This window comes from Curtobacterium sp. MCPF17_018 (assembly GCF_003234135.1).
In the GTDB taxonomy this organism is placed as follows: domain Bacteria; phylum Actinomycetota; class Actinomycetes; order Actinomycetales; family Microbacteriaceae; genus Curtobacterium; species Curtobacterium flaccumfaciens.
The window spans coordinates 47,906-61,343 of record NZ_QKSJ01000015.1 but is presented as its reverse complement, the minus strand read 5'-3'; the positions used below and the strand labels follow the sequence as shown (position 1 = coordinate 61,343).

The following is a 13,438-nucleotide window of genomic DNA, read 5'->3' as shown; positions in this document are numbered from 1 at the left end:
GGACCGCTCAGCGCCGCCGACCACCCTCGGGCGGCATCACGAACCACAGCACGACGTACGCGATCCACAGCGGCCCGGGGAAGAAGCTCAGGATGACCCAGACCACCCGGACCAGGGTGCGGGACAGGTTGAAGCGATCGGCGAGACCGGCGCAGACGCCGGCCAGCAGACGACCGTTGCGGGGACGGGAGAGTGTGCTCATACCGACGACGCTACGCAACGCCGTCGGTCCAGCGCATCCGGGACGCACCCCGACCGTGGTGGGGAAACCCCCGGACCAGCCCTGAGCGACGCTGGGATCAGGGGATCAGGACGATCTTGCCGCGGGTGTGGCCCTGCTCGAGCTCCTCGAAGGCGTCCTGCACGCGGTCGAGCGGGTAGGTCGCGGCGACGGGTACCTCGATCGCGCCGTTCGCGACCTCGAGTGCGAGCGCCCCGAGGATCTCCGGGTCGGCGGTGTCCGCGCTGCCCGAGGCCTTCGCCCCGACCTCGGCGGCCTCGTCGAACGCGATGATCGTCTCGATGCGGTCGACCGGCACCCCGAGGGCGATGCCGAGCCGGACGTACTCGGCACCGTGGGTGTCGATCACGGCGTCGATGCCGTTCGTCGCGAGTTCGGTGATGCGCTCCTGCAGCCCGTCGCCGTACGCGACCGGCCGTGCGCGCTTGGAACGGAGCCACTCGTGGTTCGCCTCGGACGCGACGGCGATGACGTCGATGCCCTCGTTCGCGAGCAGCTGGGTGACGAAGCCGCCGACCCCGCCGGCGGCACCGGACACCACGACGGTCTCGCCCGGACGCGGGTCGACCGCACGCACGGCTGCGGCCGCGGTCGTCGCGATGACGTCGAGGCCACCCGCCACGGTCCAGTCGAGCAGGCGTGGCTTCTGGACGACCTGGACGGCCGGCACGGAGACGTACTCGGCCTGGCTCGCGCGGTCCCACGACCAGCCGATGACCTCTTCGCCCTCGTCGACGCCGTCGACCTCGGCTCCGACGGCCACCACGATGCCGGCGAAGTCGGTGCCCTGTCCGGACGGCAGGTCGCCGCCGAACGCACCCTGGCGGATGGCCGACTCACCGGGGTTGATGCCCGCGGCGCGGACGCGGACGAGCACCCGCCCGGGGGTCACCTCGGGAACGGGCACCTCGGCGACGTGCAGGACCGATCGGTCACCCCACTCGTCGAAGCGGACAGCGCGCATGGTCTCCGGGATCTCAGTCATCGGCACCGACGCTACCCCGGAGCGGGGCACCCGGTCTGCGTGGACCGCTCCATCCCTGCGAGGACGCGAAAGGGAGAGGGTGCGAGACTGAGGGCATGCCCATCCTGAACAAGGACATGCAGGTCTGCATGTCGCTGGCCGCGCGACCGAGCAACATCGGCACCCGGTTCCACAACTTCCTGTACGACGAGCTCGGCCTCAACTTCCTGTACAAGGCGTTCACCACGACCGACCTGCCCGGTGCCGTCGCCGGCATCCGTGCGCTCGGCATCCGCGGTTGCTCGGTGTCGATGCCCTTCAAGGAGGCGATCATCCCGCTGGTCGACCACATCGAGGACTCCGCCGCCGCGATCCAGTCGGTCAACACGGTCGTGAACGACGACGGCGTGCTCACCGCGTCGAACACGGACTACGAGGCGATCGCCGCTCTGCTCGGGTCCCACGAGGTCGACCCGGCTTCGCGTGTGCTGCTCCGCGGCTCGGGCGGCATGGCCAAGGCCGTCACGGCGGCGTTCCGCGGCGCGGGCTTCGACCGGTTGACGGTCGTCGCCCGCAACGAACAGACCGGCCCGGCCCTCGCATCGCAGTACGGGTACGAGTGGGTGGCCGACGAGCGTGAGGCGGGAGAGACCGACCTGGTCGTCAACGTCACCCCGCTCGGCATGCGCGGCGACCAGCAGGACGCACTCGCCTTCGCACCGGAACGGATCAAAGCTGCCCACACCGTCTTCGACGTGGTCGCGTTCCCGTCGGAGACCCCGCTCGTCCGTGCTGGGCGGGACGCCGGCAAGCACGTCATCACCGGCGCCGAGGTCATCGCCCTGCAGGCGGCGCGCCAGTTCGAGCGGTACACGGGCGTCGCCCTGACCGACGACCAGGTGGCGCGGGCCAGCGAGTTCTCGCGCGCCGAGTAGTCGACGCACCCACAGGGCGGACGGGAGGCCCGTGGCGACGCCGCCACGGGCCTCCCGTCCGTCTCGTGGGGCGTCTCAGGCGTTCGCCGCGCGCCCGACGGCCACCCACTCGAGGCGGCGGAGCGTCTCGCGGTTGCGGATCCAGATGAGCGGCTGCATGAGGAAGTCGGGCACGTACGATCCCGGCCCGGCCACCGCGTTCTCGGTGATCGTGACCTTGCAGCCGTGCCGGTGCGGTTCGACCGTCAGCTCGACGCGGGCCTCGCCGATGGGCCAGCCCTTCGGCTGGATGACCATGCGGTGCGGCGGCTCCCACACCAGCGACGTCGTGACGTCGTTGATGACGATCGGCCACGCGCCGAACGAGTGGTGCAGGTGGGTACCGACCTGCGGCCAGCCGGACTCCTCCTTGCGCATGCGCGAGGCCCCGACCACCCAGGTCGTGTAGAGCCAACCGTCGCCGAGCACGTCGAAGACGGCTTCGGGACGGCAGTGCAGGATGCGGACGTTCTTCGCCATGGTGATCAGCCTTCCGGGGTGAGGTCGACGTCCTCCGGCAAGCCGAAGGTGTGCCGGAGTGCGCTCTTCGCCGCGTGCCACCCGGCCATGCCGTGCACGCCGGGGCCCGGGGCGGAGGACTCGGAGCACAGGTATATGCCACCGCCCATCCGCCACGGGTCGCTGGAGAGGACGGGGCGCTTGACGAGCTGCCAGAAGCTCGCGGCACCGGCGGCGATGTCGCCACCGACGTAGTTCGGGTTGTACTCGCCCATCTGCACGGCGGTGCGGGAACTCGACGACAGGATCGTGTCGCGGAACCCCGGCGCGAACCGCTCGATCTGGCGGGTGACGGCCTCGGTCGGGTCGACGTCCGACCCCGCGGGGACGTGCGCGTAGGCCCAGAAGACGTGCTTGCCGGCCGGGGCCCGGGTCGGGTCCACCACGGTCGGCTCCGCCCCGAGCACGTACGGGCGCTCGGCGTGCTGCCCGTGCGCCACGGCGCGTTCGGCCGCCGCGATCTCCTGGCGGGTACCGCCGATGTGCACGGTCCCGGCCTTCCGCAGCGACTCGTTGGTCCACGGCACCGGGTCGGACAGCGCGAAGTCGACCTTCGCCGCCGCGTTGCCGAACCGGAAGCGACGCAGTGCCCCACGCTTCGGGGTCGGGATCTGCTTGCCCGCGATCCGGAGCATGCCCGGGACGCTCGTGTCGAACAGCACCGCCTTCGCCGGGGTGAGGTCACCCAGCGACCGGACCTCCTGCCCGGTGACGATGCGGCCGCCGTGCGCGACGAGGTCGGCGGCGAGCGCGTCGACGATCGCCTGGCTGCCGCCGATCGGCACCGGCCAGCCGCGGGCGTGCGCGTACGAGCCGAGTGACAGTGCCGCCGCCGCGGTGGAAAGGGAGGGCAGGTGCTGGATCGAGTGCGCGGCGACGCCGGACACCATCGCCGGGGCGGCCTCGCCGCGGAAGCGCAGGTTCCACGCGGCGGTGCCCTGCTCGAGCGCCCGCAGGCCGAAGCGCAGGACCGTCAGTGGGTGCCGCGGCACGTGCAGCAGCGCGTCGGTGGCGAAGTCGGCGACCTGGTCGGCGTTGTTCGACAGCGGGGCCATCAGCTGCTTGAAGGCCGGCCCGTCCACCCCGAGCTCGGCGGCGGTGCGGTCGAGGTCCCGGTAGGCGATGCCGGCACGGCCGCCGTCGAGCGGGTGGCCGTACTGCACCTCGGGCAGGCGGAGTTCGATGCGCTCCTCCATGCGGAACAGCCGGAAGAACTCCGACTGCAGGGCCATCGGGTGCACGGCGGAGCAGACGTCGTGCAGGAAGCCGGGCAGGGTGAGCTCGGCCGTGCGGGCGCCGCCGCCGATCGTGTCGTTCCGTTCGACGACCTCGACCGACAGTCCGGCGCGTGCGAGCGTCACCGCTGCCGCGAGCCCGTTCGGTCCCGCTCCGACGACCACCGCATCAACCATGCACCGAGCCTAGGGACTCGTGACTGCATGTGGTGTCGGTCAGGTGCGCGAGGTGTCGGGGTCGGCCGGGTCGGACTCGTCCTGGTCGCCGTCGGCGTCGTCCGGTTCGTCGGCGTCGACCGGGGTCGATCCGACGGGGTGCTCGGCGAGCAGCTCGGCGAAGTCCTCGTCGAGCATCTGCTGCAACCGGTCGTCGCGGCCGATCTCGTAGTCGTCCGCCGGGCGCTGCGCCCAGCCCAGCCGGCCGACGACGGTGGTGCCGATGTCATCCCAGGCGCGCGCCCGGGCGGCCAGCACGATGCCGTCGACGAAGTGCTGGTCGTCGCGCCGCTTGTCGAGCATGGTGGCGAGCTGCTCGTACGTGGCCTCGCGCATCCGGAGCTTCAGGTCGTCGCCCCGCCGGTAGTCGTGCTGGTGGCGGGAGCGGCCCTTCTGCTTGCTCGAGGTGGAGCGGATCTCACGCATGCGTGCGGCGTCGCCCCGCTGTTCCTCGGCCATGCGGTGGAGTTCCTCGCGCGTGGCCTCGGCGATGAGCGCGTGGTCGAAGTACCCCTGGTCACGCAGGGCGTTCGTGATGATGCGGTTGGCCACCGCGATGGTGACGGCGGCCTTCGCGATGAGGAAGCCCTCGTCGACCGCCCGCTTCAGTTCGACCTGGCTGATGGGTCGATCGCGCACGTCGGGGTTGCGTCGTCCGAACAAGGCCATGCTCCGACGATACCGGCGACCGGTGTCGGTCGGCCTGCACGAGGGCGGCGGGCGTCAGAGCAACAGGCCGTACACCGCGACGTCGACACGCTCGGGGCCGAGGGGCAGCGCGCCGCGCAGGGTGCCCTCGTGCGCGAAGCCGAGCCGCTCGGCGAGCCCCCGGCTCCGCGCGTTGTCGACCGCCGTCCGGATCTCCATCCGTGCGGACCCGCGCGCCCGGGCGACCCCGATCAGCACGGTGGCGGCCCGCCGGACGACACCACGGCCCTCCTGTCCGGCGTCCACCCAGTAGCCGAGCGATGCCTGGCCCAGGTACGGGTCGAACGTCAGCGAGGCCACCCCGACGATGCGGTCGTCCGCGCGGATGACGCAGGGCAACGCGCGGTCCATCGCGAACTGCCCGAGCAGCCGCTCGGTGTGCAGGGCGATGGCCTCGCGGGTCTGGGGGTCCCAGGCCCAGGGCTCGGCGGCCCGGAGACGATCGGTGTTGGCGTGCACGAGTGCGAGCACCGGGTCGATCGTCGTCAGGTCGCGCAGCGTCAGCGTGTAGCCGTCACCGAGGTCGCGTCCGAACGTTGTCACCGCTCCGACACTAGGCAGCCCTGCCTGTCACTCGTACCGGAGCGCCTCGATCGGGTTCTGCCGTGCCGCTCGTCGTGCCGGCAGGGTGCCCGCCAGGAACGCGATGAACATCACGACGAGGATGATCGTGGCGACGGACCCCGGCGCGAACTGCATGATCTGCAGCCCCGGCAGGTCCTTGAGGAGCGTGCCGGCCAGGACGTTCGAGATCCCGGTGCCGAGCAGGATCGCGACCCCGGCGCCGATGGCACTGCCGAGGAACCCGATGAACACCGCCTCGAGCGAGAACAGCGTGTAGACCCTGCCGCCGCCCATGCCCATCGCCTTCATCAGGCCGATCTCGCGGGTGCGCTCCTGCACGCTCATGAGCAGGGTGTTGATGATGCCGAAGCCGGCGGCGACGAGCGCGATCACGGCGAAGGCGTTCAGGACCCCGACGATGCCGCTGATCACGGTCTGGAACTGGCCGAGCTGGTCCTGGATCGTCTGGCCGAGGAACCCGTCGTCAGCCAGGGACTTCTTGACCGTGGTGACGGAGGCGTCGGCGTCGAGCGTCGCGGTGGCGCTGGCGTAGGACGTCGCGATCGAGTCGGGCTTGCCGATCTCCTGCGCGGCCTGCATGGCGTCGGTCAGTGCGGCGTTCGCCCCGGCACCGCTGCCGAACAGCGACTCGTTCTGCACCCCGACGACGGTGGCGGTGAGCGTGTGCGGCTTGCCCTGGTAGTCGTCGACGGCGAACGTGAGCTCCTTGCCGACGGCGGCCGAGGCGCTGCCGAGACCCATGTTCTTCAGGTAGTCGGTCGGCAGCATCACCTGGTCGGCGTCGGTCTCGTCGTCGAGCTGCTCGCCGCTCGCCAGGTCGGCGTCGAGCTCGCCGGCGTTGGCCGTGAGCGAGACGACGTACTTGCCCTGGTCCCCGTACTCGGCGTACTTCGGCGCGAGGGCGACCGCGGGGCGGAGGCTCTCGATGCCGTCGGTCTTCTCGATGTCGTCGACGTCGGACTGTGACAGGTACGAGAACGACGCCGGTCCGCGGTCGACGCTCTGACCGGACGCCTCGGGGTCGTACTTCGCCGGGCCACTGTCGGTCGAGGTGGAGTCCACGGCCTTCGTGACGACCAGGGTGCCGTCGTCTCCGATCGAGGAGACCTGGCTGTCGATGTAGTTGCTGACGCCCGTGCCGATGGCCGAGGTGAGGGTGATCGTGAAGGCGCCGATGAAGATCGCGATGACGGTCAGGGTCGTGCGCAGCTTCGAGCGGAAGGTGTTCGAGACCGCGGTGCGCAGGAGGTCGAGGAAGTTCATGCGGCGTGCCTTCCGTGCGTGCCGGACGCGTCGACCGCGTGGTCGGATCCGCCGACGATCAGGCCGTCGCGGACGTTGACACTGCGGTCGCAGCGTGCGGCGAGCTCTTCGTCGTGCGTGACCACGACGAGCGTGATCCCCCGCTCACGCTGCAGCCCGAACAGCATGTCCTCGACCACCTGTCCGGTGTTCGTGTCGAGGTTGCCGGTCGGCTCGTCGGCGAAGATCACGCTCGGCTCGCCGACCAGCGCCCGGGCGATGACCACGCGTTGCTTCTGGCCGCCGGACAGGTCGTTGGCGTCGTTCTTCGCCTTGTCGGCCAGCCCGAGTGCATCGAGCGCCGCCATGCCCCGGCGCTTCCGCTCGGCTCCGGAGACACCGGCGATCTTGAGCGGGAGCACGACGTTGTCGAGCACCGAGGTCTTCGGTGTCAGGAAGAACTGCTGGAACACGAACCCGAAGGTGTTGTTCCGGGTGCGGTTGACCTGCCGCGCACCGAGCGTCGCCGCGTCGGTGCCGTCGAGCAGCACCTGACCGGCCGACGGCTTGTCGAGCAGCGCGAGCAGGTGCATCAGCGTCGACTTGCCGGAGCCGGACTTGCCGACGATCGCCAGGCTCTCGCCCTGGTGCACCGCCAGCGACACCCCCTTGAGCGCGTCGAACCGCGTCGCGCCGCGGCCGTAGGTCCTGGCGAGGTCACGGGCCTCGAGCACGGGAGTGGTCATGGGTTCACCGTAGTGTCCGGTGCACGACTGCAAGTTTGCGTTTGCTGTAGATCATGTGACCTTCCGGTTACAGTCGGGCCATGCCCGACTCCCCGACGCCGTCAGAACTCGGTCTCCGTGACCGCAAGCGCATCGAGACCCGCAACCGCATCGCCGAGGCGGCTCGGTCCCTGGCCCTCGAGCAGGGCGTCGACGGCACCACGATCGAGCAGATCGCCGCGCGGGCCGACGTCTCCCCGCGGACGTTCTTCAACTACTTCGAGAGCAAGGAGGACGCGGTCCTCGGGCACACCGAGCTCGACCTCGAACCCGCCACCCTCGAGGCGCACCTGGCGGCCGTCGCGGGAGAGCCGGCGGCGCAGGCCGTCGTGGACCTGGCGTTCCTGGTGTTCGGGTCGTCGTTCGGCGACGAGCACGAACGGCTCGAACGCAAGGCCGTCATCGTGCGGTTCCCGCAGCTGATGCGTCGGCAGGTCACGCGGATGACCACGGTCGCCGAGGCGATGACCGGCGCGGTGCGCACGATCCTCGAACGCGACCCGGCCTGGGGGCCGGAGGCCGCGACCCCGCAGGCAGCCGAGATGCTGCTCGGCATGTGCATGACGGGCTTGCGGAGCTCGGCCCGGCACGAGGGGTCCGACCCGGAGCAGGTCCGGGCGGCGGTGGTCGCGTCGATCCGCGACACGGCGGCGCGCATCGCCGCGGCCTGAGACGCGACCACAGACGGACGGGAGGCCCGTGGCGGGGTCACCACGGGCCTCCCGTCCGTCAGATGGGTGCGTCCAGAACGGTCAGGGCTTCGTGATGAAGCCCTCCTTCACCATCCAGTCGAAGGCGACGTCGGCTGGCTCGCGCCCCTCGACGTCGACCTGACGGTTCAGCTCCTGCAGCACGGCGTCGGTGAGCTTCGGCGAGATCTGGTCGTAGATCCCCTCGAGCTGCGGGTACTCCTTCAGCGTCTCCGAGTCGATGACGGGGGCGACGTTGTACGCCGGGAAGAACCCCTCGTCGTCGTCGAGCACCGCCAGACCGAGCGACTTGATGCGGCCGTCGGTGGTGAAGACCTCACCGAAGTTGCACTTGCCGCGGTCGGTGGCGGTGTAGACCGTGCCGGTGTCGAGGATGCTCACGTTGCGGCTCGGCACGCCGTTCGATCCCGACCCACCGAGCTCCAGACCGTACTTCTTGAGCATCGGCTTGAAGCCGTCGGCACGGGAGTTGAACTCCGACTCCACGCAGAACGTGCGCTGGTCGACCGGCAGCTTGGCGACGTCGGAGAGCGTCTTGACGTCCCCCAGTTCCTTGACTGCCTCGTTGCGGACGGCGAACGCGTAGGTGTTGTTCATCGGCGCCGGCTCGAGCCAGGTCAGCCCGTTGCCGGCGTCCTCCTTCTTCACCGCCGTCCACTGCTCGGTCTTGTCCGGGATCCCCTCCGCGTGGCCCATGAAGGTCAGCCAGGCGGTTCCGGTGTACTCGTACGTGAAGTCGGCCGCGTGCGAGGTCATCAGCTCACGGACCGCGACGCTGCCGGGCACGTTCGTCTCGTCGGTGACGTCGAACCCTGCGGCCTTGGCCGCGAGCACGGCGATCTTGCCGAGCACGAGCTGCTCGGTGAAGTTCTTCGACGTCACGGTGATGTGGGCGCCGGCCGGCAGGTCGTCGATGCGCTGGATGGAGCCGGCGCCGGCCTCGGGCACGAACGACGTGGCGGGCTGCAGGCCGCACCCGGTCAGGACGAGGGCGGTGGCACCGGCGACGAACGCGGCGGCTCCGACCCGGGTGCGGCGGGTGCTGCGGGTGCGGCGGGTCATCGGAGTCCCTTCGGTCGTGCGACCGTCTCGACCACGCGGCCGAGCCAGTCGATGGAGAGGGCGAGCAGGGCGACGAGCAGGGCCCCGGCGACGAGCACCTTGGGCAGGAACAGCGTCACACCCGTGGTGATGAGCAGACCGAGTCCGCCAGCACCGACGAAGGTGGCCAGGCTCGCCGTGCCGACGAGCAGCACGAGGGCGGTCCGGATGCCCGAGAGCATCACCGGCACCGCGAGCGGCAGTTCGACGCGCATCAGCACGCTGAAGGCGCTCATGCCCATGCCGCGACCGGCCTCCACCAGGCGGTCGTCGACGCTCTGCACGCCGATCATGGTGTTCCGGAGCACCGGCAGGATCGCGTAGAGCACGAGCGCGATGACGGCGGAGGAGCTGTTCAGGCCGAGCCAGGCGGCGAGCAGCACGATCAGGCCGACGGCCGGGGCCGCCTGACCGAAGTTCGCGACGGCGAGCACGTACGGGCTCGCCCGGCGCAGGGGCCCGCGGGTGAGCACGACACCCAGCGGGATGCCGATGACGAGCACCAGGACCGTCGACTGCAGGGTCAGCACGAGGTGCTGGCCGGTCAGGGCCAGGATGTCCGCCGGGTTGAGCGTCGTGCGCTCCGTCGGGGTCAGGTCCGACGTCGCGAGCCACACCGCGAAGCCGGCCAGGACGACCAGGATCGCGATCGGCTGGAACAGCAGGCCCTTCCACGAGGTGCGTGCACCGGTGGCGGGGCCGGCGACGGCGACTGCGCTCACAGGTCTTCTCCGGTGGGCATGGCCGACACCGACGACGACGGCATGGTCTCGATCGGGTTCGTGTTGGTGCCGACCGGCGTGTAGGCCTGGTCTCCGGCGGCGGTCGCGCGGGAGCGGGTGATCGCCTCCATCACGGTCTCGACGGTGATGACCCCGCGGAACGCGTCACGACGACCGGTGACGAGCGCGGCGCCGGCGCTCGAGACGAGCATGGTGTCGAGCGCGTCGTTGAGGGTCGCTGCCTCGCCCACGACGGGCAGGCCGGGCTCGACGCCGTCGGGGATGCGCGTCAGACGCTCGAGCTGGCGGCGCGACGGCCATCCGATCGGACGCTGGCGGTGGTCGACGACGACGGCGTGCTGGTGCCCGCCGGCCTCGTTCATCCGCTGCAGCACGGCCTTGACCTCTTCGCCGGGGGAGCACGTCACGGCTGACTCGACCTCGACGTCGCGCACGCGGTTCAGCGTGAGCTGCTTCAGGCCGGCACCGGAACCGATGAAGTTCTCGACGAACTCGTTCGCCGGCTCGGCCAGGATCCGCTCCGGGGTGTCGTACTGCACGATGTGCGCGCCCTCGGTGAAGATGACGATCCAGTCGCCGAGCTTCACGGCCTCGTCGAAGTCGTGCGTGACGATGACGATCGTCTTGTGCAGTTCCTCCTGGATGCGCAGGAGCTCGTCCTGCAGGCGCTGGCGGGTGATCGGGTCGACGGCGCCGAACGGCTCGTCCATGAGCAGGACGGGCGGGTCCGCCGCGAGCGCACGGGCCACGCCGACGCGCTGCTGCTGCCCACCGGAGAGTTCGCGGGGGAACCGGTCGCGGTAGGTGTCGGGGTCGAGCGAGACCAGGTCGAGCAGCTCGTCGACGCGCGCCGCGATCTTCTCCTTCGACCAGCCGAGCATCTTCGGCACGATCGCGATGTTCGCCGCGACGGTCATGTGCGGGAAGAGACCGCCGGCCTGGATCACGTAGCCCATGCGGCGGCGGAGCTCGTCGCCGTCGATGCCGGTGACGTCGTCGTCGCCGACGACGATCCGGCCCTGGGTGGGCTCGATCAGGCGGTTGATCATCTTGAGGGTCGTCGTCTTGCCGCAGCCGGACGGGCCGACGAGCATGACGATCTTGCCGGCCGGGATCTCGAGCGTGATGCCGTCGACGGCGGGCTTCGACTGCCCGGGGTACCGCTTGGTGACCTCGTCGAGCAGGATGCTGCGCCCGGTGACGTCCCCGTCGGGCGCGGTGGTGGTGGCGGAGTCAGTGCTGGACACGGATACCTCTCGAGATGGTCAGGCGGCCGAGGCCGATGAGGAGCAGGTCGAGGACGAGGGCGAGCAGGACGACCCCGACCACCCCGACCACGACGGAGAACAGGGCGTTGGCGCCACCGAGGCGGGACAACCCGGAGAAGATGAAACCGCCGAGCCCGGGGCCGAGCGCGTACGCGGCGATGGCGGCGATGCCCATCACCATCTGCGCGGACACGCGGACCCCGCTCAGGATGATCGGCCACGCCATCGGCAGCTCGACCTGCAGCAGGGTGCGGAACCGGCTCATGCCGATGCCGCGCGCCGACTCCACGACGGTGGGCGGGATCTCGGCGAGACCGACGACCGCGTTGCGCAGGATCGGCAGCGCGGCGAAGAAGACGACCGTCACGACCGACGGCAGGACGCCGAAGCCGAGCGGGACGATGAGCAGGCCGATGACCGCGAAGGACGGCAGGGTGAGGCCGATGGCCGACACCCCGTTCGCGACGGAGGTCAAGCGCGGGCTGCGGTAGACGAGTGTGGCGAGCACCACGGCGATGACCGTGGCGAGGACGACGCACTGGACGACCAGTGAGAAGTGCTGCCACGATGCGAACCAGATCTGGCTCCATCGCTCCACGACGTACTGGAACACGGGTGGGCGCTCCCCTTCCGGTCGGCTGAACTGCCCACAGATCGGGGCACGAGCTCGGCCAAAGCTACGCAGCAGCTGGACCTGTTGTACAACGCACACAGCGGTGGACGACCATTTCCCTCACATTTGCTTGGAGAATAACCCCAGGTCAGAGCCTGGTCACCGGGTGAACCCTGGGAGAACGGTAACGATCGGTGTGCGTGCTCGGCTATGCGTCGAAGCCGCGCAACCCGGCTCGCTCCGCGATGTCGACGAGCTGCTCACGCCACCGGACCCATTCCTCCGGCGACTTGTCGGCCAGGTTGCCGTCGCCGTCGCCAGCCAGGCCGTCGAGCATCTCGCGCACGATGTCGGCGTGGCCCGCGTGCCGGGCGGTCTCGTACGCCATGTGCACCAGGATCCGGTGCAGCGTGACGTCCCGGTGCCCCTCCGGCCACCACGACACGGTGCCGGTCGCGGTGAGGTCGAGGGCATCGATCGTGGCGTCGGCGTGGGCGGCACTGCGGTGGTGGAAGGCCACGATGTCGGCCATGGTCTCGTCGAGCGTGGCGTACATGTCCTCGCCGTCCTCAGACTCGAGCCAGGCGGGCTGGTCCGGCAGCGGCCGCCCGAACACCTCGCCGAAGTAGCCGGCCTGCACCCCGGCGACGTGCTTCACGAGCCCGAGGACGTTCGTGCCCGTCGGCGTCACCGGCCAGCGGGCCTGCCGCTCCGCCAGCCCGTCGAGCTTGGCCAGCAGGGCCGCACGGTGCTTCTGCAGGTACCGGTGCAGCGTCTGCTTCACCGCGGCGTCGGCAGCCGCGCGGTCGGGGTTCCGCGCAGACCCCTCGTCCGACAGCAGGGCGTTGCCGCTCGCGGCCAGCGTGCTGGTGCTCGCGGGGTGCACCTCGGGGACCGCTTCGACGTCGCTCATGCCCCCGATCGTGCCACCCGGAGCTCCTGCAGGCGCGTCGACTCCTGCACGGCGACCCGTTCGGCCGTCAGCAACAGGCCGGCGACCTCGGCACCGGTGCGTGCCGGGGCGTCGTTCCAGCTCGTCAGGTCACGCACCCGCCCCATCCGGATGTCCGGCGCGGGGCACCACAGCACGGGCTCGCCCTCGTCGCGGGCCAGGGCGTGCCACACGACGTCGAGCGCGTGCTGCACCCGGGGCGCGTGGACCGCGTGCGGCCCGCCGGCGGCGGACACGACCGCGCCGACCAGGCAGGCGCCGACGAGCGGCCGACCCTGCACGTCCATCGCGGCGGCACTGGAGGCCTTGCGCTCGCGGCCGTGCTCGTCGAGGTAGGCGAACCAGGCGTGCTGGACCCACCCGCGTTCGACGACGGCGCGGGCGTCCGAGAGCAGGTGGACGAGTTCGCCGAGTTCGCGAACACGGTCGTCGACCCGCCGCGCGCGGGCGGCGGCGCGGCGGTCGGACAGACGGTCGAGCAGGCCGCGGAGACCGTGTCGCTCGGGTCGGACGGGGGCGGGGGAGGCGTCGGTGGCGACGTCGTGCTGGACGCGGAGCTCGAGGGTCATGGCGGCCCCTCCG

The 13,438-nt window shown here is 70.7% G+C and carries 16 protein-coding genes; 2 read left to right on the top strand and 14 right to left on the bottom strand.

Features of this window, described 5'->3' with window-relative positions; translation table 11 throughout:
* Positions 1-7: 7 nt before the first annotated feature.
* The gene (locus DEJ27_RS15425) at positions 8-202 is read right to left on the bottom strand and encodes a PspC domain-containing protein (protein WP_027466823.1); all 195 of its coding nucleotides are present in this window, start codon (positions 200-202) and stop codon (positions 8-10) included.
* A 97-nt stretch (positions 203-299) separates the two neighbouring features.
* The gene (locus tag DEJ27_RS15420) at positions 300-1,226 is read right to left on the bottom strand and encodes an NADP-dependent oxidoreductase (protein WP_258369835.1); all 927 of its coding nucleotides are present in this window, start codon (positions 1,224-1,226) and stop codon (positions 300-302) included.
* 95 nt (positions 1,227-1,321) lie between these two features.
* On the opposite strand from DEJ27_RS15420, the gene DEJ27_RS15415 reads away from it, so the two are divergent.
* Entirely contained in the window at positions 1,322-2,140 is an 819-nt protein-coding gene (locus DEJ27_RS15415) for a shikimate 5-dehydrogenase (protein WP_111091363.1), read from the top strand.
* 75 nt (positions 2,141-2,215) lie between these two features.
* Here DEJ27_RS15415 and DEJ27_RS15410 read toward each other — a convergent pair whose 3' ends face one another.
* The 6 genes from DEJ27_RS15410 to DEJ27_RS15385 are packed head-to-tail and all read right to left on the bottom strand — an operon-like array spanning position 2,216 to position 7,430.
* Positions 2,216-2,659 (bottom strand): SRPBCC family protein, encoded by a 444-nt coding sequence (locus DEJ27_RS15410; protein WP_110859412.1) that lies wholly within the window; start codon positions 2,657-2,659, stop codon positions 2,216-2,218.
* A 5-nt stretch (positions 2,660-2,664) separates the two neighbouring features.
* Positions 2,665-4,110 (bottom strand): NAD(P)/FAD-dependent oxidoreductase, encoded by a 1,446-nt coding sequence (locus DEJ27_RS15405; RefSeq protein ID WP_111091362.1) that lies wholly within the window; start codon positions 4,108-4,110, stop codon positions 2,665-2,667.
* Positions 4,111-4,149: 39 nt separating this feature from the next.
* A complete protein-coding gene (locus DEJ27_RS15400) occupies positions 4,150-4,818 on the bottom strand; it encodes a hypothetical protein (RefSeq protein ID WP_027466829.1) in 669 nt (222 codons plus the stop codon).
* A gap of 54 nt (positions 4,819-4,872) precedes the next feature.
* Positions 4,873-5,400 carry a GNAT family N-acetyltransferase gene (locus DEJ27_RS15395; RefSeq protein ID WP_181430174.1) on the bottom strand — a complete coding sequence of 176 codons (528 nt, stop codon included), beginning with the start codon at positions 5,398-5,400 and terminating at the stop codon, positions 4,873-4,875.
* A 27-nt stretch (positions 5,401-5,427) separates the two neighbouring features.
* Positions 5,428-6,705, bottom strand: a complete 1,278-nt coding sequence (locus tag DEJ27_RS15390; protein WP_111091360.1) for an ABC transporter permease — start codon at positions 6,703-6,705, stop codon at positions 5,428-5,430.
* Complete coding sequence (locus DEJ27_RS15385) at positions 6,702-7,430, bottom strand: ABC transporter ATP-binding protein (protein WP_111091359.1); 729 nt, start codon at positions 7,428-7,430, stop codon at positions 6,702-6,704. Before DEJ27_RS15385 ends, DEJ27_RS15390 begins: the two co-directional genes overlap by 4 nt.
* An 80-nt stretch (positions 7,431-7,510) precedes the next feature.
* Between DEJ27_RS15385 and DEJ27_RS17945 the strand changes: the two genes are divergently transcribed.
* Positions 7,511-8,140, top strand: a complete 630-nt coding sequence (locus tag DEJ27_RS17945; RefSeq protein WP_111091358.1) for a TetR/AcrR family transcriptional regulator — start codon at positions 7,511-7,513, stop codon at positions 8,138-8,140.
* A gap of 81 nt (positions 8,141-8,221) precedes the next feature.
* On the opposite strand, the gene DEJ27_RS15375 is transcribed toward DEJ27_RS17945, so the two are convergent.
* The 6 genes from DEJ27_RS15375 to DEJ27_RS15350 form a co-directional block, all read right to left on the bottom strand.
* Positions 8,222-9,241 (bottom strand): glycine betaine ABC transporter substrate-binding protein, encoded by a 1,020-nt coding sequence (locus DEJ27_RS15375; RefSeq protein WP_111091357.1) that lies wholly within the window; start codon positions 9,239-9,241, stop codon positions 8,222-8,224.
* Positions 9,238-10,002: an ABC transporter permease gene (locus tag DEJ27_RS15370; protein WP_111091356.1), complete on the bottom strand. Its 765-nt coding sequence runs from the start codon at positions 10,000-10,002 to the stop codon at positions 9,238-9,240. The genes DEJ27_RS15375 and DEJ27_RS15370 overlap by 4 nt, the downstream gene beginning before the upstream one ends.
* Positions 9,999-11,270 carry an ABC transporter ATP-binding protein gene (locus tag DEJ27_RS15365; protein ID WP_110859403.1) on the bottom strand — a complete coding sequence of 424 codons (1,272 nt, stop codon included), beginning with the start codon at positions 11,268-11,270 and terminating at the stop codon, positions 9,999-10,001. The genes DEJ27_RS15370 and DEJ27_RS15365 overlap by 4 nt, the downstream gene beginning before the upstream one ends.
* Entirely contained in the window at positions 11,257-11,904 is a 648-nt protein-coding gene (locus DEJ27_RS15360) for an ABC transporter permease (RefSeq protein ID WP_110859402.1), read from the bottom strand. The genes DEJ27_RS15365 and DEJ27_RS15360 overlap by 14 nt, the downstream gene beginning before the upstream one ends.
* 208 nt (positions 11,905-12,112) lie before the next feature.
* Positions 12,113-12,817 carry a DinB family protein gene (locus DEJ27_RS15355; RefSeq protein ID WP_110859401.1) on the bottom strand — a complete coding sequence of 235 codons (705 nt, stop codon included), beginning with the start codon at positions 12,815-12,817 and terminating at the stop codon, positions 12,113-12,115.
* Entirely contained in the window at positions 12,814-13,425 is a 612-nt protein-coding gene (locus tag DEJ27_RS15350) for a hypothetical protein (protein WP_111091355.1), read from the bottom strand. The genes DEJ27_RS15355 and DEJ27_RS15350 overlap by 4 nt, the downstream gene beginning before the upstream one ends.
* Between the last annotated feature and the right edge of the window lie 13 nt (positions 13,426-13,438).